The sequence below is a fragment of the Lactococcus garvieae genome (assembly GCF_016027715.1).
GTDB lineage: Bacteria > Bacillota > Bacilli > Lactobacillales > Streptococcaceae > Lactococcus > Lactococcus garvieae_A.
In genome coordinates this window covers 1,830,378-1,855,084 of record NZ_CP065691.1, presented here as the reverse complement: position 1 = coordinate 1,855,084, position 24,707 = coordinate 1,830,378, and the positions used below count along the sequence as shown (strand labels likewise).

Here is a 24,707-nt window from a genome sequence, read left to right as displayed (position 1 = left end):
TTATTTTGCCCCTCCTTCTGTAAAGATTATTGGTTTTTTCTTATGATGGTCAGTAGTTGCTTCAAAAGCTGCTGCTACTTGGTAAATTGTTTCTTCATCATAACGTTTACCAATCAATTGCATGCCCACAGGTAATCCCTCAACGTATCCAGCAGGAATCGAAATACCTGGCAAGCCTGCAAGATTCACTGGAATTGTCAAAATATCTGAAAGATACATTTGTACAGGGTCTTTTGATTTTTCATCAAAACCAAAAGCAACCGTTGGTGCTGTTGGGCCAAGAATCAAGTCATAGTCTGCAAATACTTTATTAAAATCATCAATAATCAAGCTACGCACTTGACCTGCTTTTTTAAAGTGTTTGTCATAAGCACCTGCAGATAAACTAAATGTACCCAGCATGATTCGACGTTTAACCTCATCACCAAAACCTTCTGAACGAGACTTAACATAAACATCTTCAAGATTTTCAATATTGTCTGCACGATAGCCATAGCGAATACCATCAAAACGTTGGAGGTTTGAGCTGGCTTCGGATGAAGCAATAATATAGTAAACTGCTACACCATACTTGCTGTGAGGCAAACTTACTTCTTCAACAATGGCACCTAAAGATTCCAAATGTTTTGCAGCAGTCATGATTTGCTCTTTCACTGCTGGATCGATTCCTTCTCCAAAGTATTCTTTAGGCAAAGCAATCTTCATCCCCTTGATGTCTTGACCAATTTTTGAAGTAAAATCAGGTACAGCAATTTCTGAACTTGTTGCATCTTTAGCATCAGCGCCTGAGATAACATTCAGAAGTTGTGCATTTTCTTCAACAGTAGATGCAAAAGGCCCAATTTGGTCTAGTGAGCTTGAAAAAGCAATTAAACCATAACGTGAGACACGACCATACGTTGGTTTCAAACCAACAATACCACTAAATGAAGCAGGTTGGCGTATTGAACCACCTGTATCAGAACCTAATGAAAGTCGTACTTGCCCACTCGCAACCGCACTTGCTGAACCTGATGATGAGCCCCCTGGAACTTTGGTTTGGTCCCAAGCATTATGTGTTGGCTTAATAGAGGAAGTTTCTCCAGAACCACCCATCGCAAATTCATCCATATTAGCCTTACCAATAATTACCATACCATTATCATAAAGCTTTTCAACTACAGTTGCATCATAAGGGGGAACAAAACCTGAGAGTATCTTGCTAGCGGCTGTTGTTTCAATGTCCTTAGTAACAATATTATCTTTCACAGCCAAAGGAATACCATCTGTTAATTTAGACGCATCAATACCACGCGCATCAATAGCTGCTGCTTGAGCTAAAGCTTTTTCGTCTAAAACAGAAATAAAGCTTCCCATTGCTGCCTCACGAGCGTTAACATCTTCAAGTGTAGCACGTGTCAGTTCAACGGCTGAGACTTCTTTATTAACTAAGAGTTCATGCAGTTCTTTAATTGTTTTATCGTTCAATGACATTATGCGTCACCTCCATCAGCTAACATTGCTGGTACCTTAATAAAGCCATCTTGCTTGGTTGGTACATTCCGCATTAAATCTTCACGGTTATCTCCCGCCACAGCTATATCTTCACGCATACGATTGAGATTATCCGCAACACTCATTGTGAATTCTACACCGTCGGTATTTACTTCTTCTAACTGCTCTACCATCTCAATAATTTTATCTAATTGATCTGTCACAGTGTCGAGTTCATTTTCCGCAAATTTGAGCTTGGACAAAGTTGCCACATGCTCCACTTGTTCTTTAGTAATCTTGCTCATGTTATTTTCCCTAACTATTAAAGATTTTCATTTTCAATTATAGCAAAATTCTTGAAAAACTGATACAGCTAGGCGTTACTGCACACTTGTACGGTATATCAAGAAAAGTAATAACTTCATAAAAGAATATATAAAAAAGCTTCCTTCACAGAAGCTTTTGCCCATCTTTTTTTAGAAATTACGGCCCTCAAGTTTTGTAAACAAACCTTGATTGAGAACTTTGAGGTAAGTACCTTTCATTCCCAATGAACGACTTTCGATAACCCCTGCAGACTCGAGTTTACGAAGTGCGTTAACGATAACTGAGCGTGTAATACCAATCTTGTCAGCGATAACTGAAGCAATAACATGTCCCTCTTCACCATCAAGTTCCTCAAGTATTGCTTTAACAGCTTTCATTTCTGAGTAAGAAAGGGTGTTAACAGCCATATTTGCCATAGTGTCTTTACGAATGTTTTCTTCCATTTGTTCAAGCTTAAGATTAGAAAGTTGTACACCGATAACTGTAGTTGCAAGTTCGGCAAGAACTAAATCATCATCATTAAATTTTCCATCTGTACGCCAGAGAATAAATGTTCCCAAACGCATACCACTACCATAGATAGGAGCGCAAGTTGTCAAACCATTTGGATATTCCCCTAAAAGTTCGGCAGGAAATACTGATAAAGGCTCGTTGATTGTGATGTTTGCTAGTGTATCATAGATACGAATAGCCGCACGTGCATAATCTTCTGGTAATTGTTTTTGCACATGGAAAAGCTCATTAACACGATCGTTGTTAATCTCATATGGCAATGAAAAGCCCAAAAGCTTCCCTTTTGTATCAATAATACAAGCATTACAATCAATAACGTTGGCTAAACGCTCCGTCATGTTATCGTAGGGTAACTCCTGCTTTAAATCAGTCACACCATCTTGTAGAACTGACGTAATTTTGCGGGTTTTTTCTAATAATGTAGCCACGGTTTTCTCCTATTATATTATTTTCTAAATAAACTCTTAACAGATTATAGCACAAAAAAATTCAAAAAACAACAGGAATAGTCAGAAAATTCGCTTTTTTCATTATAATAAAACAAGATATACATTTATGTATATCTTATTTCTTTTTATATACAGAAAATTGACTAATATTACCAACGTCAGTTTTTTGATAAGAAGCTTTAAGTGTCTCTTGTACAGAAGACGAAAGGTTTTGTCCGCTTTGAACAATCACATACTTGTCCTTAGCATTCGCAAAGACGAGGTCAAAATTCTGATGGAAGCCAATAGGATAGTAACTTGGGAAACTATCTAAACTTGCGACACGATGAGAACGTAAATTAATATTTTTATTCGCTGCTATTGCTAGCACTTTATCATCTGTCGTCGTGTCTGACTTCACATATTGAGCAATTTGTTGTTCCTCTGAAAAGACTTGACGGTTCATCCACTGCGAAACAAGAGGTGCACCCACCACGAATAATAAAGCTAAAATCGGTGCAAAGAGTTTTGCTCTCATATAGCTTTTGAATATATTTTGACGTTGATCTACTGCATCTTGTAAAGTATCACTAACAAAGAGTAAGAGCAAAGGCAAGATCGCCAGCAAGTTTGAGCTCTCAAACACCTGTGAGAATACCACGAAAGCGAGCACTATAATAGAACCAATCAGCAATAAAACTTGCCAAATAAAGGTTTGACCTGCTTTTTGAATATTTCTTACACCATGAACAAAGTTAGCAGCTAATCCAAAGACTAAGAGAAAGACTACAGCTTTCAGAAGAGTCATCCAGAAACTTCCTGAGAAGCCGAGAGTTGTAAGTGGAATAATCACTGACTGCTCTACAGATGTGTACAATACCTGAGCATTTAAGGAATAAAAAGCCACGCTATACCCCACGAGCATTACGCCTAGTATAATAGCAAGTAATTGGTAAAAACCACGGCCAATTCTTTTATTTTGAATGTTAAAGATAAGCAAAGCAAGCATCGAAAGAAGCCAAAGAACAGTCATTATCGGTGATATAACTAGGACAAGAGCCCCAGACATCCCAAAGAAGATAAAGGATTCATCTCGGCTGTCTTGACGTAGATATCGGTCTAAAAACTGCAAGGCCCATAGAGCAAAAGGCAAGGCAAGTAAAGTAGGAGCTGTTCCTCCTTGCGCTAATCCGGCAATTGCAACCAAAGTAAATGCGGTAGTGATACGCGCAGCCAAGCGGCTACGTGTGCGTTGTGAAATCAAGCGATAAACTTGTACACCACTCATTAGCAAGGCAAGAAGTTGGATAAGATAAAGCACCCATGTAGTCTGACCAAAATGTCCCACCCAATTAATCAAATAGAAGATGACACCACCAGTACCCCAAAAATCATTGTAAGGGACCATACCGGCTTGCATAGCCATCCCAGAGTAGAGATATTGAGACTGCACTCCCACAGGTTGTAAGTTGAAAAGGGGGAAAGCATAGAAAGTCAAACTAAGCAGCAAAGAAACTAACGAAATAAAAGACCAATCTGCCAGTAAAAGTCTAGGTGTCTTTTCTCGAGTAGGTTTAAAATCAGTTTCGATTTTACTCCGACGGGAATAAGCGCCGTGTTCTTCAATAGAATCAACAGCTTCTTCTTCAATCATCGTTTCATCAAATTCTTCAGATTGTTCATTTAATTTTTTCTGTACACGTCTCGATGAACGTGAGCCATATCTTTTATTCATGCATATTTCCTTCAAAGAGTAATCACTAAATTATAACAAAATTTTCCACAGTACTCAATCTTCTCAAAAATATCGGAATAAAATACGTCATATTTGCATCTTAATGCAATAAAAAAAAGAGGCAACAGCCCCTGTTTTATCAATAAACTTCGTCGTCTTGATTTTCCATGAAATTATTGAAAACTTCTTCAATCATATCCCATTCTGCATCTGAGTCTTCTGGGATTGGTTGTAAGTCACCTTCAGTACCATCTTCATTTTGTGTAAATGAATAGGCTTGGATTTCAACTTCACCGTTATCGTCTTCTGCACCATCAACAGGCATAACAAGCACGTAGTTTTTTCCAAATTCTTCTTGACCATCAATAGTAATCAAAATCTCGAAAAGACTTTCGCTACCATTATCATCAATTAGAGTGATAAAACGGTCTTCATGTTCATGATCATGTGTATGTTCTGACATAATATTTCCTACTTCTAAAATAATTTGTGCGCATCCAGATAATTTTGTAATATCAGGACTGCTGCGAGTTTATCAATTGATTTCTTCCGGTCCTTACGACGGACACCTCCATCAATTAATACCTTTTCTGCTTGCATAGTTGTCAAGCGTTCATCTTGGTATTCTACGGCAACACCAAACTTTGCGGAGATTTTCTCACCGTAGCTTCGTGAGGCTTCTGCCCGAATACCTTCATCATTATTCATATGTTTGGGTAAACCCAGTACGATTTTTGAGGGCTTATATTCCTCAATAAGTTCCGCTAAACGGTTAAAACCAAAATCTCCAGAATCACTGTCAATTTTTATTGTTTCAACAGGTTGTGCCGTCATACCAAGTAAATCGCTAACAGCGATACCCACTGTTTTCGTACCGACATCAAGCCCTAAAATTCTACTGTACATTAGAGTTGCACACCATGTGCTTTCAAGTATTCTTTAATCAATTCTTCAACAATATCATCGCGGTCAAAACGACGGATTTTGTTACGCGCATCATCATGGCGTGGAATATATGCTGGATCTCCTGACAAGACATACCCTACCATTTGGTTGATAGGATTGTAGCCTTTAGCATCAAGCGCACGATAAACATTTACAAGTGTTTCGCCGATTTCTTTCTTACTTGAATCATCAAATTCAAAGCGGACTGTTTCATCTGTAAAACTCATAATCTGTACCTCCTTTGGGATAGGTTCAAGCAATTTGCTTAAAAATCCTTTTAATTAATTTTTTCTAATAATGCTCTTTAATTATACATTATTTCTGCTACTAATTCAATCTATTTCGACTATTGCTTCAATGAAAGACGAGGTGATATTTATTTTCTTCACCCTTTAAATTCAAGAGACACCTCTCTTAAATTGTCTAAATTTTAAGGTAAAATATTGCCTGCTGAGATATACAAATCATACCATTCCTCACGGCTCAAGATAAGGTCACTTGCATCTGTAACTTCCTTAATTCGACTTTCGGTCATTGTACCAATGATAGTCTGCATATTAGCTGGGTGACGATTAATCCAAGCAATTGCAACACCAGAAGGAGTTACACCATATTTCTCAGCATAGAATTCTAATTTTTTATTTAGATCTGGAAATTTTTCATTGCCCACAAATGGCCCATCAAAATAACCATGCTGGAAAGGCGACCAAGCTTGTATCGTCATTTTGTTAATTCGTGAATACTCTAAGACAGAACCATCTTGCATATGACTGGCTTGGTTAGGAATATTAACATTCAGACCCGCATCTATCATTTCTGTGTGCTTGAGTCCAAACTGCAATTGATTAAAGAGTAAAGGTTGTTTCACTGCTGTTTTTAATAATTCAACTTGCATCGGGTTTTGGTTGGAGACGCCAAAATATCGAACTTTTCCTGATTTTTCCAACTCATAAAACGCCTCTGCAACCTCTGAAGGCTCCATCAGCGTATCTGGCCGATGTAGAAGCAAAGTATCCAAGTAGTCGGTCTTCAAGCGCTGCAAGGAGCCTTCCACAGACTGGATGATATGCTTCTTAGAGAAGTCAAAGGCCACGCCAGGCCGAATTGAACATTTTGACTGTAAATAAATATCTTCTCGTCTAATTGACGTTTGTGCTAAAGCTTCCGCAAAAACAGTTTCACACTTACCTCCACCATAGATATCCGCATGGTCAAAGAAATTAATCCCGTTCTCATAAGCTGTTTCAATCACTTTAACAGGATTTTTTCCGGGTTCAACAATACGCATACAACCTAAAATTATTTGGGATGCTTGCATATCAGCAATCTGAATTTTTTTCATAAATAAAGGCTCCTCTTCATTTTACAATAATCTCATTATATCACAATAAAAGTAAACGCTTTATATTTATAAAATATTTGTACCACTTTGTAAATCTTATTTTAAAGTATAAAAAAACCTACCCTAAGGTAGGTATCTTTTTTACAATTAAACTGTAAGTGAAGCACGTCCTTTACGACGACGAGCTGCAAGTACACGACGTCCGTTTTTAGTTGCCATACGTGCACGGAATCCGTGAGTAGTCTTACGAGGTTTTTTATGTGGTTGGTAAGTACGTTTCATTTGTTAAATCCCTGGGCTACTTCACTTGGGAAAGTAGCTCCACCGTTCTTGCGGTGTTCCTTTCTTTCATTTCTGTGCTTAAAGCATACTAAAATATTCTACAACAAATCATCACAAATGTCAAATTTCTTTTGTAACTGTGATATATCGATTGTATTCATTGCCTTCAGAATGGCTTGAAACACCTTTTTCTTTCGAAATAATAGTGTGTACAATTTTACGCTCATTGGATTGCAAGTCGTTAATATAAACTGTTTCACCCGCGCGCGCACGCTCTGCTGCACGATGTGCCAAACTTGTAATGTAGGCCTTACGTTTTTCATGGTAATCCCCAACATTGACCGCAATGTTTACTCGAGTGCTTAAGATACTATTGGCATAAGCTTTAGCCAATGTCTGTAAACTTTGCAAAATTTTACCATGTTTACCAATTAGTAAAGCATCTTGGTTTGAGTTCAGATTGAAAACAATCAGTGTACCCTCTTTTACAACCTTAACAGTGATCGCAATCCCCATTTCAGAAGTAATATTTTTTAAATAAGTTGATATCTTATTTGCAAAGTCTAATTCTTCATCGGTTAGTTCTAGAGGCAATGCCTTCGCCTTTTGTTGTACTTTTTCTGGAAGCTCAATATCCTCAACAACAGGTTCTTTACTTTGCGCTAAGTCTGCTTTAACTTCTTCGATAATAACTTCACGCTCTTCGGCTGTCAATTCACCTTGCTGCTCTTTTTCCGCTGCACGTACAGCCTTAACAATTTGGCTGAGCTCAAGTGTCGCTTCCATTGCAGATTGTGCTTTAGGAACACCAAGGTTAACATCTGCAATACCACGCTCTGCCAATCGATCAGCTTTACGGATTGTTTCTTCCTTGATTTCTTCTATGTCTACAAGAGCACGCTTTTTCCCAAAACCTAAAAAGCCACGCTTTTCTTTTTGTTTGACATGAATATGTACATTTTCACGCTTTACACCCAGTCGATATAATCCGCGATCTATTGCTTCTTCAACTGTTTTCCCAGTAAAAATAGTCATGATTTAATACTCCTATCTCCTGATTTTACTTTTTATTTTTCAAAGCCTTCTTCAATGCTTTTTCACGTGCTTTCACCTTATCTTTTTCAGCTTGAGCCTTAGCTTCACGCGCTGCTATTATCTTGAAAGGATTAGCAATAAGCATAGTTTGCAATACTTGGAAACCATTTGAAACTACCCAGTAAAGGGCAACACCGCTGGCAACATTGATAGCAAATACAAAAATCATTATTGGCATAGCAAAGGTCATTGTACTGGTCATTGCATTTTTTTCAGGTGCAGATTTCATTGTCAACCATGAGCTTGCAAAAGTGAATAAAGCAGCCAAAATTGGCAAGACGAAAGTCGGATCTTTATCCCCAATATTAAACCACAAGAAGGTTCCGTGTTTTAAGAAATCAACCCGTGTCAATGCTTGATATAAAGCCCATAATATTGGCATTTGAACCAAAAGTGGTAAGCATCCTGCATAAGGGTTCACCTTATTTTTAGCGTAAAGTTCTTGAGTCTCTTCTTGGACCTTACGGCGAGAGTCTGCATCTTTACCAGGATATTTCGCTTGTATTTTTTTAATTTCAGGTTGGACTTCCTGCATTTTTTGGCTTGACTTAATTTGAATATTCATCAAAGGCAAAAGTGCCGCACGAATAATCAAGGTAAATAAAATAATACCAACGGCTGTCATGCCACCAAATGACAAGAAACGAATAACCTGGGCAAATCCATAAACTATTTGTTCCCAAAAGTTAGTGGAATGTTGTGTGACCTCAGAACGCCCACAAGCAGCCAATAAGAGTAAAGAAGCACTTGCCATAGAAAGCAAAGTTATTTTCTTTTTCAATTCTTTTCTCCATCTTTATAAATTTTAGATAATTTCAATACGTGTTTGAGATTTCTTTTTACTTCTTCAAAACTGAGTTTTTCTACGCCTGGTCTGGCAATCACTACGAAATCTTCATTTTCTAGATACAATGAAAATTCAGCTATTGCATGTCGAATCAAGCGCTTCACACGATTTCTTGTAACAGCATTTCCTATTTTTTTACTTACTGAAATTCCGGTACGAAAATGCTGCTGATCAGTATCAAGCTTATATACGACAAATTTCTTATTGGCAAAGCTATTTTTCGCTAAAAATATTTGTTCAAAGTCTTTCGAGCGTTTTACACGATAGGTCTTTTTTATAGCCAAGCCACTCTCTCCCATACTAAAAATTATCTCCATTATTTTAACACAAAGTAGCGTAAAAGTCATCTTTTTTTATGAAAGCGCTTATAAAAACGGTGTTTTGTATTGCATATTGTTATCATGAAAGTCATATACATGTTAGAATAAAAGTAATAAAAGATAGAAGTAGTACAAGAGCCTACCAAGTGAGCTTCATTTCGCTTCCCTAGACATATTGGCTCCAAGAATCAATCCCCTTTGATTCCCGACTACTCCTTTTCCTCCCCACACATTTGTTGGCTCTTGTGGGGAGGTTTTTTGTGAAAAATAAAAAATTAATGGGAGCAGAAACAGAATGGAATATCAGTTAAATGGAACACTTACCGAGGCCGATTTTTTGGCGATGCATATGCTTAATTCTAAAAAATATCGAGCGCTTCTTCTTATAATTTTCAATATATACATTTTAATACACTTTGTCAGGTTTTTTATCTCTACCTCTTTATCAATCTCCATTGGAGCCAGTTTCCTTCTTTTACCTCTACTTGTTGGTTTTAATTTTATAGTTTACTTTCTACTAAAATATGTTTTGAAAATAAATAGTAGAAAAGTCTATAAAAGTGGAAAAATCAATATTTTACCACGAGAAATTCATATCAACAATCGAGAGCTTCAACAAAAAACAGATATTTCTTTACTGACACTAACCCCCGAATTGATATATAAAGTGAGTTATAATACCTCTGCAATTTATATCTATCCCTCAATTAATCAAGCAATATTTTTGCAGAAAAAAGGGTTAAAAAATGAAGATTGGGCAGAATTTCAAGACTTCATAAAACAAAATTGGGATCCTCAAAATATCCGATAGACTTAAAGAAAGTGGGCTTCATCCTAATTTTTTTACTCTATTTTTGATATAATAGTGCGATGAAAAAAAGTAAAAAAGGAACCCTAACTATTTGGATTACCAGTATCGTTATTTTATTACTTCTTGTTGATATAGGAGTCACTTATTATTTTTATAATATTGCCTATGTCCGAGATGAGACACCGGTTAGTCAAGTGAAATCTACAAGTAAGAACTATTCTCTTGTTACTCAATTTGATAAACTAGAAAAAGAAAATCTGACATTAAACAACGATGGCTTAAAACTTAAAGCTTGGTATGTGCCAGCTGAAAAGAAAACCAATAAGACGGTAATCGTCGTGCATGGTTTCCGCCAAAATAAGGAAGCTATGCGCCAATATGCTCAACTTTTTCATGAGCTCGGTTACAACGTACTCATGCCAGACAATCGGGCCGCAGGTGAGTCTGAGGGTCAACTGATTACCTATGGTTATTCTGATAAAAAAGATATTATCGCTTGGGCAAAAAGAATAACACAAGAAAAGCCGCAGATTAATATTACTTTATTTGGGCTTTCTATGGGGGCTGCCACGGTTATGATGGCATCAAGCCAAGAGGATCTACCAAGTTCTGTCAATAGCATTATCGAAGATTGTGGCTACAGTGACGTTTGGTCTGAGATAACCTATCAGGCGAAGTCAGCTTACAGTATACCTCCATTTCCGCTTGTTTACAGCCTTTCAGCTATGAATAAAGTACGTCAAGGATGGTTCATAAAAGAAGCAAGCGCAACCCAAGCCCTTTCGAAAGATAAACTCCCTATACTCCTTATCCATGGTGATGCGGATACTTATGTACCAACATCGATGATCTATGATAATTTTAAAGCAGTGAAGGATGGAACCCCTAAAGAAATGCTCCTCGTAAAAGGGGCAGCTCATGCTAAGTCTTTTGAAACTGATCCTGAACTTTACCGACGTACTGTTACAACTTTCATGAAAAAATACAATGGACTATAAGCTCTAAGAACACCTCTTGTTGGCCACAGTTTTTCCTTGCATTCCACTTCGTAAAATGGTATTATATTAAAGTACTGCTAAGCGGAAGTGGCGGAATTGGCAGACGCGCAGGATTAAGGATCCTGTGGCCTATCTTGGCTGTGCGGGTTCAAGTCCCGCCTTCCGCATATTATTTAAACGTCTAGTTGATAGGCGTTTTTTTATACCTCGTCTGCTTCAAAAACATGTACAAAAATGGTATAATAATGACATCGAGAAAATATATATTCGCAATAATTAAGACACGTAAGTCTTGAAATAAGGAGATAATAAACGACGATGATGAATATGCAAAACATGATGAAGCAAGCACAAAAATTGCAAAAGCAAATGCAAGCTTCACAAGAAGAGATTGCTAATACTACTTTTGTAGGTAAATCAGCACAAGACTTAGTTCTTGCTGAATTTTCTGGTGATCGTAAACTGACTAATTTGACAATCAAGACAGATGTTATTGATCCTGAAGACCCTGAAACTTTGCAAGACTTGGTTGCAGATGCTGTAAATGATGCGCTGTCTCAAATTGAAAAAACAACTGAACAAAAACTTGGTAAGTTCTCCAAAGGACTACCATTCTAAATTTAAAAAGCCTAAAAGGCTTTTTCTTTAACATCAAAATATAAAAAACGCGAAATTATTTCGCGTTTTTTATTATTTTGTGTATTCTTCAACGAGTGCTACAACTTCTTCCATTGTTGCACATTCTGTAAGAGCTTTGTTTGAAAGTTCTTCCATCTTAGTTGAGTCCAAACGTTTCATCAATGAACGTGTTTGGAGAACTGATGTTGCTGACATTGAGAATTCATCAAGCCCGATACCCATGAGAAGTGGAACGGCAGTTTGGTCGCCGGCCATTTCACCACACATACCAGCCCATTTACCTTCTGCGTGAGCAGCTTTAACAACATTGTTGATAAGGCGAAGGATTGATGGGTTGTAAGGTTGGTAGAGGTATGATACTTGTTCGTTCATACGGTCTGCAGCCATTGTGTATTGGATCAAATCGTTTGTACCAATTGAGAAGAAGTCTACTTCTTTCGCGAATTGGTCAGCCATCATTGCTGCAGCTGGAATTTCGATCATAATACCTACTTCGATACCTTCAGCTACTGGAACACCTTCAGCGATCAGTTTAGCTTTTTCTTCGTCATAGATTTTCTTAGCAGCACGGAATTCTGTAACCAATGCAACCATTGGGAACATAATACGGAGTGTACCATGAACAGATGCACGAAGAAGCGCACGAAGTTGAGTACGGAACATTGCATCACCACTTGTAGAAAGTGAGATACGCAAAGCGCGCCATCCAAGGAACGGGTTCATTTCTTCTGGCAAATCAAAGTATGGTAATGTTTTATCACCACCGATATCCATAGTACGGACAACAACGGGTTTACCATTCATACCTTCAAGAACTGCTTTGTAAGCTTGGTATTGATCTTCTTCAGTTGGGAAGTCTTGGGCGTCCATATAGAGGAATTCTGTACGGTAAAGTCCAACCGCTTCTGCACCATTATCGTTTACACCCTCAACATCTTTAGGTGTACCGATATTGGCAGCCAACTCAAAATGCTTACCATCAGCTGTAACAGTTTCTGCATCTTTGAGGGCAGCCCATTCAGCTTTTTGAGCAGCATAAGCTTCACCAGCTGCGTGGAATTCACTTTGTTGTTCTGATGTTGGGTCAAGTACAACTTCACCAGTCAAGCCTGAAACTGCCATAAGTTGACCTTCAGTAACAAGTTCAGTGATATTGTTTGTACCCAATACAGCAGGAATTTCAAGTGTACGTGCCATAATCGCTGAGTGAGAAGTACGTCCACCGATGTTTGTAACAAAGGCTTTTACATATTTCTTATCAAGCTGTGCTGTATCTGATGGAGTTAAATCTTCCGCAACAATGATAACTTCTTCGTTGATCAATGCTGGACTTGGTAATTTAACACCAAGAAGGTTTGCCATTACACGTTTTGTAACGTCTTTAATATCGGCAGCACGTTCTTGCATGTAAGCATTGTCTTCCATACCTTCAAAGATAGCGATGAACATGTCAGTGATTTCTTTGAGGGCAGCTTCAGCATTAACTTTTTTAGATTCAATAGTAGCTTTGATTTGAGCGGTCATATCTGGGTCTGCAAGAACCATCATGTGTGCGTCAAATACGGCTGCGGCTTCTTCTCCGAGGCTATCTACTGCTTTATCTTTAATGATTTGAAGCTCGCTTTGAGCGGCAGCAAGAGCTGCATCAAGACGAGCTTCTTCATTTTCGATATTCTCAACAGTGACTGTCTCAAATGACAAGTCAGGTTGAACAAGCAAGTATGCCTTCGCTACGGCTACACCTGATGATGCAGCGATACCTTTAAGCATAGATGTCATTATTCAGCAAGACCTTCCTTAACCATTGTTTCAGCGATTGTGCTCAAAGCGTCTTCAGCGTCAGCACCTTCAGCAGTGATAGTAACATCAGCACCTTGACCAACACCGAGTGACATAACACCCATGATTGATTTAAGGTTTACAGATTTACCTTTATATTCAAGGTTAATTTCTGAAGTGAATTTAGAAGCTGTTTGAACAAGCAATGTAGCTGGACGTGCGTGGATACCAGTTTCTGCAACGATGTGGAATTCTTTAGATGCCATTTTTGGAATCTCCTTATTTCAATTTTTATTCGATAATGCCTTTTTATTCAGCATATCTATACTTCAACATTATACTACAAAGTGAAAAGGTTTGCAATAATTTTTTCATTAAATTATCCTTATCATTCTGTCTTCCTCACTTTAAAGCCTAGACTTCTTGTGATTCTGCCTTATAAATTTCATGTACCAAGGCATAGGTTTTTTCCCATCCCAAACAAGCATCTGTGATTGACTTCCCAAAGACCTCGGGGCTGTCTTGACGGCCATCTTCGAGATAAGATTCAATCATAAAGCCGCGAACATACCGATGAATTTTCTCATCCCAGTCACGATTAACTAAGGTCTGGCGGACAATTCTAATCTGCTCCATGTATTTCTTGCCAGAATTGTCATGGTTAGCATCAACGATAATAAATGGATTTTCTAGACCCATTTTCTCATAGTTTTCAATGACTTCTTGCAAGTTGTCGGTATAGTAGTTTGGGATATTCTTTCCATGCTCGTCTTGCCCGCCCCGTAAGATTGCATGAGCCAATGGATTGCCTGGAGTTTGTACTTCTGCCCGTCCAAAGAGAAAGTCTTGCTCGTGTTGTGCCGCGTATATTCCGTTGAGCATGACTTTAATATTACCAGAAGTTGGATTTTTCATCCCCGTGGGTGCATCTATACCTGAGGCCACAAAACGATGTTGTTGGTTTTCAACAGACCGTGCACCCACAGCATAGTAAGAAACCAAGTCATCAACCAAGGGAAGATTTTCGGGATAAAGCATTTCATCTGCAGTTGTCAGCCCTGTTTGCGTAATTACTTTATAATGCAAATCACGAACCATTTTTATCCCATTAATTAAATCTGCCTTCCCCGAAGCATCGGGCTGGTGAATAATTCCTTTATACCCATCTCCGTTTGTTCGTGGTTTGGCCGTATAAACACGCATTACCATAAATATTTTATCTTTAACTTCTTCTTGAAGTTTTGCTAGCCGATGTGCGTATTCAAGTACAGCTTCTTCATTGTCAGAGGAACAAGGACCGATGATAAGCAAGAGCCTCTGATCATCACCTTTGATAATTGATTCTAACTCCTTGTCTCTAGCTTGTTTTCTTTGATATTGTTCACTATTAAGGTGTCCTAACATCTTAACCGCATCGACATTTATCTCTGGGCTTATTATTTTGAAAGACATCTTTCTCCTTTCAATTTATTATTTATCAAATCACAAAAATGAAACACCCTAACTTAGGGTGTTTCATCTATTTTATCACTTTTTTGTCTAAGCTGTATGAACGCGACCATGACAGTTCTTGTATTTCTTACCTGAACCGCAAGGGCATTGGTCATTACGGCCTACGTGACTGAAATCAATTCCTTCTGATGAAGCTTGGCTCACATTTGTCAAGTTTTCTTGTGATGCTGTCACAGTTACACGTGGGGCTTGTTCTTGTATCGCTGTTTGTGGATGAATTTGAGCTTTCATCATCAAACGAGTCACTTCAAACTCAATAGCACCAATCATATTGTTAAACATTTTATGTGATTCTTCTTGATATTCAACAATCGGATTATTTTGAGCATACCCACGAAGTCCTACTGACTGACGCATTTGATCAAGGTGATCAATATGCTCAGACCAGTTATTGTCAACTACACGGAGGATCACTGCGCGTTGGAAATCAACTTGGCGTTCCGTATCTCCCAAGCGTTCCATTTGTGTGGTATAGTGTTCTTTAACTTTTTCAAAGAGGAAATCTTTGATATCTTGTACGCTCTTACCACGGAGGTCGTCTATACTGAAAGTATCAGCCGAAAGCATTGTATTCTCAATCGTTTCGTAAAGATTAAGCAGATTTTCCTCTTCTTTAAGATCTCCCGTAGCCGCATGTCCATCTACTTGACGGTCAATTGTGCGTTTGAACATCCCATAAAGAGCAGGTGTCATGTCTTCAGTTGCTACAATTACTTCGTGACGTTGAGCATAAATAACTTCACGTTGTTCACGTATAACATCATCGTACTGCAAAACTTGCTTACGTGAATCATAGTTATTACCTTCAACACGCTTTTGTGAACCTTCAATTTGGCGTGTAATCAAACCAGATTTAATAACTGCATCGTCACCACTGATACGCATACGATCAAGGAAGGCTGAGACACGTTCTGAACCAAAGCGTTTCATCAAATCATCTTCAAGTGAAAGATAGAATTGAGACACACCTGCATCTCCCTGACGTCCTGAACGACCACGAAGCTGATTATCAATACGGCGACTTTCATGACGCTCAGTACCGATTACGGCTAAACCTTGGTATTCTGGATTTGGATGTTCTTTAACCCCAGGGCCAAGCTTGATGTCGGTACCACGACCGGCCATATTTGTCGCAATCGTTACAGCACCTTGCTGACCAGCATTCATAATGATTTGAGCTTCACGGAAGTGATTTTTTGCATTCAAAACTTCATGTGGAATTTTAGCTTCAACCAATTTTTTTGAAATAATTTCTGAAGTTTCTACAGCAACCGTACCAATCAAAATAGGCTGCCCTTCCGAATGACGTCTTTTTACATCTTCCAAAACAGCGTTCAATTTTGCTTCGATCGTTGGATAAAGCAAATCTGGATGGTCTGTACGACGAATTGGACGGTTTGTTGGGATTGGAATAATTTGTATATTATAGATTTCGCGGAATTCTTCTTCTTCTGTTTTTGCTGTACCTGTCATCCCTGACAGTTTTTTATACATACGGAAGTAGTTTTGAATCGTGATAGAAGCCATGGTCTTCGATTCATCTTGAATAGGCACACCTTCTTTTGCTTCAATCGCTTGGTGCAAACCATCTGAATAACGACGCCCAGGCATTGTACGACCTGTAAACTGGTCAATAATTAGAACTTCTTGTTGATCATCAACCATATAGTCAATGTCATGAAGCATGATGTAATTGGCACGGAGTGCGTTGTCTACAAAGTGAGTCAAGGCAACATTTTCCATGTCATAAAGGTTTTCAATATCAAAGAAGCGCTCTGCTTTATCAATCCCCTCATCTGTAAGTGAGATTGTTTTTGATTGTAAGTCAATCTTATAATCATCACCTTCTTCATAGGATTCACGACCTACTAATGTTTTAGCAAACTGATCCGCACGGTAGTAAAGAGCAGATGATCCTTCAGCTTGACCAGAAATAATCAGGGGCGTACGCGCTTCATCAATCAAAATTGAGTCCACTTCATCGACAAGGGCGTAGTTAAGAGGACGCTGTACCATGTCCTCAAAGCGCGTTACCATATTATCTCGGAGGTAATCGAAGCCAAGTTCTGCTGAAGTTGAATATGTGATATCACAGGTATAAGCTTCACGTTTTTCTTCTGGTGATTTAGAGTTCAAGTTGAGTCCGACAGTTAAACCGAGCCAGTTATAAAGTTCACCCATTTCGGTTGCATCACGTGTTGTCAAGTATTCATTAACTGTGACAACGTGTACACCTTTGCCAGAAATGGCATTCAAATAAACAGGCATAGTGGCTGTCAAGGTTTTTCCTTCACCCGTACGCATCTCAGGGACATCACCATTGTGAAGGACAATACCACCCATAATTTGAACATGGAAAGGGAATAATCCCAATACACGTTTTGCTGCTTCACGACAGACAGCAAAAGCCTCGTACAGCATATCATCAAGACTTTCACCCGCTGCTGCACGTTCTCTAAATTCTTCAGTTTTGGCTTGGAGTTGCTCATCTGCAAGGCCAGCCATTTCTTCTTCATATGCTTCGACTTTTTGAGCCATTTTATGTAATTTTTTGAGCTCTTTTTTGTCGTTTTCTACTAATTTTTTAATAATATTTGGCATGTTTTCTCCGTCACTATCCTAGAGGATATTTCCTTCATTTTAGCATTTTTAAAGGTTTTTTCCAATAGATAACGTATTATTTCGCAATATACTTGTAATCTGGATCAATTTCCTTATCAAGTTGGGCAAAAGCAGCTTCCAAACGGCGATTAACCTCTTCAATACCTTCCGCATTGGCTTTTTTTATATCTGAAACATCGATGGGCTCACCAAAATTCAGTTGTACTCTTTCCCGTTTAAAAATCCCCTTCATTGACAAAGGCCCTTGATAAACCGCTGGGACGATACGAACCTTAGCCATCTTAGCTATAATTGTTACACCCCCTTTAAGCTCATTAGAATGGCGCGAACCAGTCGGAAACATAATAAGAGATTTATCTGACTTTTTCAACATCTTTACGGGATATTGAATAACCTCACGGCCGGGATTTTCACGATCCACAGGAAATGCTCCACATTTCTTAATCCACCAAGCAAAGAAAGGATTTTTAAAAAGTTCTTTTTTGGCCATGAAAATAAATTGCTTTGGTCGTGTCGCAAAAGCCATGTAAACCGGATCTAGAATCATTCGATGAGGCGCAACTAATATGTAGTTTTCTGACTTATCTGGAATACGTTCTGTATGATGATATTTGGCTCTACCATTGAAGATAAAAAGTAAGAAACGAACTAAGCCGCGTAAAAATGTATAAAACATAACTGATATAATACTCCTAAAAATATTTAGTTTTAATAAATTTTATACTATTTATCGAGATTTAGCTAGTCAAAAAACCAAAAAAACTCTTTATTAAAGAGTTTTTAGGTCTGAAAAAAATTAATGGAGTTTTAAGTCTAAAATTGTTTGGGGGCTTTGAAGATGAATTGTTTGCAAGCCCGCTTTCTGAGCGCCGTATATATTGGCAGCATTATCATCAATAAACAAAGTTTCCTCAGCGTGTAAACCAGCTTGTAGTAAAACTTCTTCAAAGGCCATTTTATCAGGCTTTCTGAGGTGTAAACCATGAGAGTAAAACACAGCATCAAAATAAGACTCTAAACTTTTTCCCATTTGCTCCACACATCTTTTTTCAAAGCATTCCGCATGGATACTGTTTGTATTTGAAAATAAAAAAATCTTGTATTCTTTTGAAATATTCTCAAGAAACTCCATTCGTTCTTTTTTAAAATCCTTCAAAATTAAATTCCAGGTAGCTTCGATAACCCGATCATCCAACTCTACCTCTGCTGCTTGTCTCAAACGCTCGCAAAATTCTTCTGATGTAATTAAACCTAACTCTAAATCTTCAAAAAAACCTGTTTGTTCTTTTAACGTAAAGTATCTCTCGAAATCTTTAACTCCCAGCTTATGAAACCGATCATTCATTCTTTTAGAATCTAGATCTAAAATAACACCACCAAGATCAAAAATAATATTTTGAAAAGGCATCTTTTCTCCTCTATTTACGCGCGTTTTTTGTGTCCACAAGTATAGTTACAGGTCCATCGTTGATAAGTGAAACTTGCATATCAGCTGCAAAAACTCCCGCTTTCGTCGGTACGATGTGATTAAACTGGTCATTGAACTTAAGATACATTGATTCTGCATATGCAGGATTACCCGCTTGAGAAAAGCTTGGTCGCGTTCCCTTGCGAATATCGGCATAAAGAGTGAATTGCGATATCGAAAGTATTTCTCCCTCGACATCTTGAATAGACAGGTTCATCTTGTCATTCTCATCCGAAAAAATACGCATTTTACTAATTTTACGTACAGCATAGTCAATGTCGAAATCTGTATCTGCATCTTCCACAGCTACAAGGAGCAGTAAACCTTGCTTGATTTCGCTTATGACCTTGTTTTCAATTGTTACTGAAGCTTCCTTAACTCTTTGAATTACTATTTTCATAATTTCATTTTATCAAAAAATCTATCCTTTGGATAGATTTCTTTTTTTAATTATTAACCATTTGTCCGCTTTACACTGTAAACGTCTGGAGTCATCTTAATTTTATCAACAATCAAGGTTAAATCAGACAAGTTTTTGATACCAATAGAAAGATGGATATTGGCCATTTTACGGTCTTTAGTCGGATGAGCATTGATTGAAATTAAACTCTTTGTCGTATTTGATAAAACTTGAACAATATCATTGAGCAAGTTTGGACGATTAAAAGCATAAACATGGATATTAGCCACATACTCTTTAGTTAAGTGTTGCGAATCATCCCACTCTACATCAATCAGACGTTTTTCAAAGTCTTCTTGACTTTGGACATTTTTACAATCTGCCCTATGTATCGAAACACCGCGACCCTTTGTAATATACCCCACAATCTTATCGCCTGGCACAGGATTACAACATTTACTAATATGAACCAGCATACTATCAACGCCAGAAACACTCACTCCTCCATCATGACGAATTTTCATGACGTTCTTGTTTTTGTTCTCCCGTTTCACTTCGCCCTTCATCAGTTGTTCAGATTCAGCTTTTAGCTTTTCTTTTTCAACCTTACGGCGTTCGCTTTCTGTCAAACGATTAAACACAGCAGTTGCCGATATCTCGCCAAAACCAACAGCTGCAAAAAGGGCTTCACTGTCACGATAGCTGAGTTTTTCAAGTACTTCGTCTAGATGTTTCTTGTCCAAATACTGGTTAGGTGTAAACCCGTTGTCTGCCAGCTCTGTTTGAAGCATTTCGCGTCCTTTATGGATTGAAAGTTCTTTGTCTTGGCTCTTGAAAAATTGTTTGATTTTATTGCGTGCTTTATTTGTTTTAACAAGTTTTATCCAGTCACGACTGGGACCAAATGATGTTTTTGAGGTAATAATTTCAACTTTATCACCTGTTTTTAGAACATAGTTGAGTGGCTGCATACGTTCATTGATCTTCGCCCCTGTCGCATGATCCCCAACCTGCGTGTGAATAGCATATGCAAAATCAATCGGGCCAGAGCCTGCTGGCAATTCTTGAACTGCTCCTGTAGGGGTAAAAACATAAATTTTATCGCCAAGTATGTCCTCTTGGACTGCTTTCACAAATTCTTCGGCTGAATCACCTGATTGTTCTTGCAATTCGACCAGTTCATTAATCCAGTTCAGTGTTTCAGAAATCTCATGTACGTCAACTTTTGCTTTACGTCCTTGCTTGTAAGCCCAGTGAGCTGCAACCCCATATTCGGCTATTTGATGCATCTCATGGGTTCTAATTTGGAACTCCATCGGTCCTTTAGGCCCGTAAACCGTGGTGTGAACCGATTGGTAACCGTTAGCTTTTGGATTTGCAATATAGTCTTTGAAACGGCCTGGCATCGGCTTCCACAGGTCATGAATATAACCTAAAGTAGTGTAAACATCACTTGTCGAATCTGTCAAGCACCGGATAGCAATCAGATCATAGATTTCATCAAAGCGTTTTTTCTTATCGTGCATTTTCCGATAAATGGAATAAATATGCTTTGGTCGACCATAAATCTCTGCGTCAACCTGAGCATCTTTCATACGCTCATTTAGCTTGTCAATAACCTCTGACACTAGGTTTTCACGTGCTGCTCGTTTTTCGTTCATTAAGCCGCGGATACGGTAAAACTCTGTTTCGTTCAAATAGCGGAAAGAAAGATCTTCAAGCTCCCACTTGATACTTCCAATACCCAAGCGGTGCGCCAGTGGGGCATATATCGCCATTGTCTCGCTGGAAATACGCTTTTGTTTATCTGGTCGTAGATTTTTCAAAGTACGCATGTTATGAAGTCGGTCAGCAAGTTTAACCAAGATAACACGGATATCCTTACTCATGGCCATAAGCATTTTGCGATGATTTTCCGCTAGTTGTTCTTCATGGGACTTGTATTCTACTTTACCAAGCTTAGTTACCCCATCAACAATATTAGCAATCTCTTCACCAAAAAGTTCTACTAAATCAGATTGTATAAAATTTGTATCTTCTACGACATCATGCAAAAAGCCTGCAGATACAGTCACTGCATCAAGTTGTAACTTTGCTAAAATCCCCGCAACTTGAATGGGATGGATAATGTAAGGCTCCCCACTCGCACGATATTGCTCAGCATGGGCTATGGAAGCACACTTCAAAGCTTTACGTACTAATAAGATGTCTTTTTCGTTCATATAGGCGGAGGCAAGTTTAACCACTTGATCTCCGGTAAAATTTGGTTCTGAGGGCATATTTTAATTCCTGTGAAGTAGCTCCACTTTCCTCCTTGATATATTTTTACTATTCTATCACATTTACGCGGATAAAATTACCCCTTGAGTACTTGAGGTATCGTTTTTCTTCCTTTTTGTTCGGTTTATTTCAGTAAATCAAAATAGGTGGACAGTGCTGACAAGGCATATAAAGGAGCTGTCTCCGCACGCATGATACGTGGTCCTAAACCAATAAGCTTTGCTCCAGCCTGCTCAAATAATGCTATTTCTTCTGGAGCAATGCCACCTTCTGGCCCAAAAATAAAAAGAATTTTCTGCCCTGCCTGAAGTTGTGACATACTTTGGGCAAACATAGATTGTTCTCCTGCTTTAGCAGATTCTTCATACGCAATTAAAACTTGATCAAACTGTGCAAATTCGGCAATTAGCTCTGTTAGTTTTTCAAAAAAACGAATTTCTGGAAGGACTTGTCGGCGAGACTGTTCTGCAGCCCCTAAAACAATCTTATCGAGCTTGTCTTTTTTCTTTGAGAGTTTTTTTGCATCCCATTTTGCCACTGACCATTTAAAAGGAGCACCCCAGATAGCACTTGCACCAAGCTCTGTTGCTTTTTCACTCACAAACTCTAGTTTGTCTCCTTTAGGAAAACCTAGTGCCACTGTTGCATGAACAGGGAGCTCTGTGTGCGTGTCAAGTATTTCTAGAAGTCGGGCCGTCTTTTGGTCACTTGAAACAACCTCGGCTACACCAACTTGCCCTTCCTTAAAGACCACTTGTATCTTTTCACCAGCATTTGCCCGCATCACCGTAAAAATATGATGTGCTGCTGCTTGGTCATCAATTGCAAAAATGTCGCCAATTGGGGGTTGTTTTTTAAATATAAAATACTGATTTGCCATGACTTAACCGCCAATCACTCCTTCTCGATTCTCCGTTTTTTTGAAAATCACACAATTCCACTCTCCTTGAGTCATGCGTGTTTCTAAGAAGAAACCTGCATTTTCAGCAGATTGGATTACCATATCTGCTTTCTCAGCGATAATTCCGCTCATGATCAAGTAACCTTCGTCTTTAACTAAGTTAAAAGCATCTTCTGTCATCAAAACGAGGATATCCGCTAAGATATTAGCGACGATTATTTCTGCTTTTTTTTCAATGCCTTCTAATAAATTATTGGCTGAAACAAAAATCTTTTCTGTATTGGGATTAAGTTCAATATTTTCTCGTGCTACTCGAACAGCAACTTCGTCAATGTCATAGGCATAAATCTCATTTGCCCCTAAGTAGGCACTTGCTACGGAAAGAACACCTGACCCTGTCCCCACATCAAAGACAGTTTCTCCACCCCGTATAACTTGCTCTAAAGCATATAAGCTCATTTTTGTGGTTGGATGTGTTCCTGTACCAAAAGCCATACCAGGATCTAAACGAATCAATTTTTCTGCCATTGATTGTGGCTCATAATCTGTCCAACTTGGAACAATAGTTAAATCATGGGTAATACGGGCTGGCTCAAAGTATTTTTTCCAAGCATCCGCCCAATCTTGTTCTGCCAGATTATTGGTCCTAACTTCTACGTTGGATAGATCAAAGCTCCCAGCTAAAGCCTTTATCTTTTGCTCAATATCTGACTTAAGCTCTGTGATTGGTAAATTTTCTGGATAGTAAGCTGTCACTTCAACCATTTCAGATTGTTCCACTTCTGGAAGAACTTCTCCAAAGAGGTCCTGATGGTTGAGATAGTCCGCACTGTCATTGATTTCCACTCCCGCTGAACCAGCTTCAATCAATATGTTGCTGACGGCTTCTTCGGCGGCACGTAGGATACTTACGGTAATGCTGTTCCAATTGTTCATTTTCTTCACTTTCTTATCTCTCTATGCTTTGGCTCAATAACGTGGGTATTTGAAAAAAGTAGTTTCTTCCAGTTTTTCTAGTCCCAATTCAAATTTTTCTTGATCAAATTCAAGCATAAATTCTTCCTCTTCTGAGTCCAAGAAATCCATCAAGGCATCCAAGCCCTTATCAGCTGTTTCCTGTAAAAATGCCACAAAATATGCAATATATTCCCGGGACAAACCTTTGTCAGAATAAGCAACACCTGCTAAGTATTCTTCCTCCGAAAACTTTGATTTATTTGGGTTATAAAAAATTACTGCATCTTCATAGAGAATATTTTCTTCTGATTCCACCCCATCGGCGTCTGACAAAGCGATTCCCTCAGGATTCGCAGCTTCCAATAAAAAACTGACTTCTACCGCAAAATTGCGTTTGTCCCAATTTATCTCATAATCATAACTAAAATTCTTGCTCAACTCTTCATCTAAAATATCTAAAAAACCATACTTTGCCATTTTTTCACCTCTTTTTTCTGTTATAATTATTATAACAGAAATAAAAATTATCTCTAGAGAGAAATATATGAAAATTAGACCTATTGAACCCCATGATTTCGCGAACGTGGCCAAAATCGAAAACCAAAACTGGACTTTAAAATCGACACCATTCATCATTAACAGTTCCGCAGAGAAGATAATGAAAAAAATCCTAAAAGGAACGCGTTATCTTCTTGCCGAAGAAAACGGGAAAATTCTAGGTGTTCTAGACTATGGGCAGCGTAACAAGTCCGAGTTTGGATCACATGTTATCACTTTTGGTGTGATGACGGTGCAAGAAGCTCGCGGTAAAGGAGTCGCTACGGCACTCATTCAGTACCTCATCCGAGAAGCTCGGACTGAAAATTATGAAAAAATCACTATCAATGCTATGTCAAGTAATCCTAAAGCACTCACTCTGTATGAACACCTCGGCTTTGTGCGTGAAGGAGAATTAAAAAAGGAATACTTTATTGATGGAACTTATATTGACAGTTTGATTTACGCTTATTACCTCTAGTCTCCAAGGAGAATA

At 38.4% G+C, this 24,707-nt stretch carries 27 protein-coding genes and 1 tRNA gene; 5 read left to right on the top strand and 23 right to left on the bottom strand.

Annotation, left to right across the window (positions count from 1 at the left end):
* The 12 genes from gatA to rnpA all read right to left on the bottom strand — a co-directional run bounded on the left by gatA (nt 1) and on the right by rnpA (nt 9,286).
* Nucleotides 1-1,473 carry an Asp-tRNA(Asn)/Glu-tRNA(Gln) amidotransferase subunit GatA gene (gatA, locus tag I6G50_RS09315; RefSeq protein ID WP_003135244.1) on the bottom strand — a complete coding sequence of 491 codons (1,473 nt, stop codon included), beginning with the start codon at nt 1,471-1,473 and terminating at the stop codon, nt 1-3.
* Nucleotides 1,473-1,778: an Asp-tRNA(Asn)/Glu-tRNA(Gln) amidotransferase subunit GatC gene (gatC, locus tag I6G50_RS09310; protein ID WP_003135246.1), complete on the bottom strand. Its 306-nt coding sequence runs from the start codon at nt 1,776-1,778 to the stop codon at nt 1,473-1,475. The genes gatA and gatC overlap by 1 nt, the downstream gene beginning before the upstream one ends.
* Nucleotides 1,779-1,949: 171 nt before the next feature.
* The gene (gene codY / locus I6G50_RS09305; protein WP_003135247.1) at nt 1,950-2,741 is read right to left on the bottom strand and encodes a GTP-sensing pleiotropic transcriptional regulator CodY; all 792 of its coding nucleotides are present in this window, start codon (nt 2,739-2,741) and stop codon (nt 1,950-1,952) included.
* Between the two features lie 136 nt (nt 2,742-2,877).
* Nucleotides 2,878-4,476: a glycosyltransferase gene (locus tag I6G50_RS09300; RefSeq protein ID WP_197908662.1), complete on the bottom strand. Its 1,599-nt coding sequence runs from the start codon at nt 4,474-4,476 to the stop codon at nt 2,878-2,880.
* A 139-nt stretch (nt 4,477-4,615) separates the two neighbouring features.
* A complete protein-coding gene (locus I6G50_RS09295) occupies nt 4,616-4,939 on the bottom strand; it encodes a DUF1292 domain-containing protein (RefSeq protein WP_332262353.1) in 324 nt (107 codons plus the stop codon).
* Nucleotides 4,940-4,953: 14 nt separating this feature from the next.
* Nucleotides 4,954-5,382, bottom strand: a complete 429-nt coding sequence (ruvX, locus tag I6G50_RS09290) for a Holliday junction resolvase RuvX (protein ID WP_003135253.1) — start codon at nt 5,380-5,382, stop codon at nt 4,954-4,956.
* Nucleotides 5,382-5,648, bottom strand: coding sequence for an IreB family regulatory phosphoprotein (locus I6G50_RS09285; RefSeq protein WP_003133629.1), 267 nt, complete (start codon nt 5,646-5,648; stop codon nt 5,382-5,384). The genes ruvX and I6G50_RS09285 overlap by 1 nt, the downstream gene beginning before the upstream one ends.
* Nucleotides 5,649-5,851: 203 nt before the next feature.
* Nucleotides 5,852-6,763, bottom strand: a complete 912-nt coding sequence (locus I6G50_RS09280; RefSeq protein ID WP_003135254.1) for an aldo/keto reductase — start codon at nt 6,761-6,763, stop codon at nt 5,852-5,854.
* A gap of 147 nt (nt 6,764-6,910) precedes the next feature.
* Complete coding sequence (gene rpmH, locus I6G50_RS09275; protein WP_003135255.1) at nt 6,911-7,045, bottom strand: 50S ribosomal protein L34; 135 nt, start codon at nt 7,043-7,045, stop codon at nt 6,911-6,913.
* A gap of 120 nt (nt 7,046-7,165) precedes the next feature.
* Nucleotides 7,166-8,080 (bottom strand): RNA-binding cell elongation regulator Jag/EloR, encoded by a 915-nt coding sequence (gene jag / locus I6G50_RS09270; RefSeq protein WP_003135257.1) that lies wholly within the window; start codon nt 8,078-8,080, stop codon nt 7,166-7,168.
* A gap of 25 nt (nt 8,081-8,105) precedes the next feature.
* A complete protein-coding gene (locus I6G50_RS09265; RefSeq protein WP_003135258.1) occupies nt 8,106-8,921 on the bottom strand; it encodes a YidC/Oxa1 family membrane protein insertase in 816 nt (271 codons plus the stop codon).
* Nucleotides 8,918-9,286 carry a ribonuclease P protein component gene (gene rnpA, locus I6G50_RS09260; RefSeq protein ID WP_003135260.1) on the bottom strand — a complete coding sequence of 123 codons (369 nt, stop codon included), beginning with the start codon at nt 9,284-9,286 and terminating at the stop codon, nt 8,918-8,920. Before rnpA ends, I6G50_RS09265 begins: the two co-directional genes overlap by 4 nt.
* Nucleotides 9,287-9,602: 316 nt before the next feature.
* Here rnpA and I6G50_RS09255 point away from each other — a divergent pair, with 316 nt between their 5' ends.
* From I6G50_RS09255 to I6G50_RS09240, 4 genes are all read left to right on the top strand, one after another.
* Entirely contained in the window at nt 9,603-10,118 is a 516-nt protein-coding gene (locus tag I6G50_RS09255; protein ID WP_197908661.1) for a hypothetical protein, read from the top strand.
* Nucleotides 10,119-10,177: 59 nt separating this feature from the next.
* Nucleotides 10,178-11,116 (top strand): alpha/beta hydrolase, encoded by a 939-nt coding sequence (locus tag I6G50_RS09250; RefSeq protein ID WP_197908660.1) that lies wholly within the window; start codon nt 10,178-10,180, stop codon nt 11,114-11,116.
* Between the two features lie 81 nt (nt 11,117-11,197).
* Nucleotides 11,198-11,283, top strand: a tRNA-Leu gene (locus I6G50_RS09245).
* A gap of 151 nt (nt 11,284-11,434) precedes the next feature.
* On the top strand, nt 11,435-11,734 hold the full coding sequence (locus I6G50_RS09240) for a YbaB/EbfC family nucleoid-associated protein (protein ID WP_003135265.1): 300 nt from the start codon (nt 11,435-11,437) through the stop codon (nt 11,732-11,734).
* A gap of 72 nt (nt 11,735-11,806) precedes the next feature.
* Here the strand turns inward: I6G50_RS09240 and ptsP are convergent, their stop codons facing one another.
* The 11 genes from ptsP to I6G50_RS09185 form a co-directional block, all read right to left on the bottom strand.
* Nucleotides 11,807-13,534, bottom strand: a complete 1,728-nt coding sequence (gene ptsP, locus I6G50_RS09235; protein WP_197908658.1) for a phosphoenolpyruvate--protein phosphotransferase — start codon at nt 13,532-13,534, stop codon at nt 11,807-11,809.
* The gene (locus tag I6G50_RS09230) at nt 13,534-13,800 is read right to left on the bottom strand and encodes a phosphocarrier protein HPr (protein WP_003135269.1); all 267 of its coding nucleotides are present in this window, start codon (nt 13,798-13,800) and stop codon (nt 13,534-13,536) included. Before I6G50_RS09230 ends, ptsP begins: the two co-directional genes overlap by 1 nt.
* Before the next feature lie 148 nt (nt 13,801-13,948).
* Entirely contained in the window at nt 13,949-14,986 is a 1,038-nt protein-coding gene (locus I6G50_RS09225) for a 3-deoxy-7-phosphoheptulonate synthase (RefSeq protein ID WP_003135270.1), read from the bottom strand.
* A gap of 87 nt (nt 14,987-15,073) precedes the next feature.
* A complete protein-coding gene (secA, locus tag I6G50_RS09220) occupies nt 15,074-17,647 on the bottom strand; it encodes a preprotein translocase subunit SecA (protein WP_197908657.1) in 2,574 nt (857 codons plus the stop codon).
* Between the two features lie 76 nt (nt 17,648-17,723).
* On the bottom strand, nt 17,724-18,344 hold the full coding sequence (locus I6G50_RS09215; RefSeq protein WP_197908656.1) for a lysophospholipid acyltransferase family protein: 621 nt from the start codon (nt 18,342-18,344) through the stop codon (nt 17,724-17,726).
* Between the two features lie 120 nt (nt 18,345-18,464).
* Nucleotides 18,465-19,076 (bottom strand): HAD family hydrolase, encoded by a 612-nt coding sequence (locus I6G50_RS09210; RefSeq protein ID WP_197908654.1) that lies wholly within the window; start codon nt 19,074-19,076, stop codon nt 18,465-18,467.
* Between the two features lie 10 nt (nt 19,077-19,086).
* Nucleotides 19,087-19,536 (bottom strand): D-aminoacyl-tRNA deacylase, encoded by a 450-nt coding sequence (gene dtd / locus I6G50_RS09205; RefSeq protein WP_197908653.1) that lies wholly within the window; start codon nt 19,534-19,536, stop codon nt 19,087-19,089.
* 53 nt (nt 19,537-19,589) lie between these two features.
* A complete protein-coding gene (locus I6G50_RS09200) occupies nt 19,590-21,815 on the bottom strand; it encodes a RelA/SpoT family protein (RefSeq protein WP_081165780.1) in 2,226 nt (741 codons plus the stop codon).
* Nucleotides 21,816-21,940: 125 nt separating this feature from the next.
* Nucleotides 21,941-22,696 carry a 16S rRNA (uracil(1498)-N(3))-methyltransferase gene (locus I6G50_RS09195; protein ID WP_003135281.1) on the bottom strand — a complete coding sequence of 252 codons (756 nt, stop codon included), beginning with the start codon at nt 22,694-22,696 and terminating at the stop codon, nt 21,941-21,943.
* 3 nt (nt 22,697-22,699) lie between these two features.
* The gene (gene prmA / locus I6G50_RS09190; RefSeq protein WP_081165786.1) at nt 22,700-23,653 is read right to left on the bottom strand and encodes a 50S ribosomal protein L11 methyltransferase; all 954 of its coding nucleotides are present in this window, start codon (nt 23,651-23,653) and stop codon (nt 22,700-22,702) included.
* Between the two features lie 33 nt (nt 23,654-23,686).
* The gene (locus I6G50_RS09185) at nt 23,687-24,151 is read right to left on the bottom strand and encodes a DUF3013 family protein (RefSeq protein ID WP_003135286.1); all 465 of its coding nucleotides are present in this window, start codon (nt 24,149-24,151) and stop codon (nt 23,687-23,689) included.
* A 67-nt stretch (nt 24,152-24,218) separates the two neighbouring features.
* Here I6G50_RS09185 and I6G50_RS09180 point away from each other — a divergent pair, with 67 nt between their 5' ends.
* Nucleotides 24,219-24,692 (top strand): GNAT family N-acetyltransferase, encoded by a 474-nt coding sequence (locus I6G50_RS09180; protein WP_042753132.1) that lies wholly within the window; start codon nt 24,219-24,221, stop codon nt 24,690-24,692.
* Nucleotides 24,693-24,707: the final 15 nt, after the last annotated feature.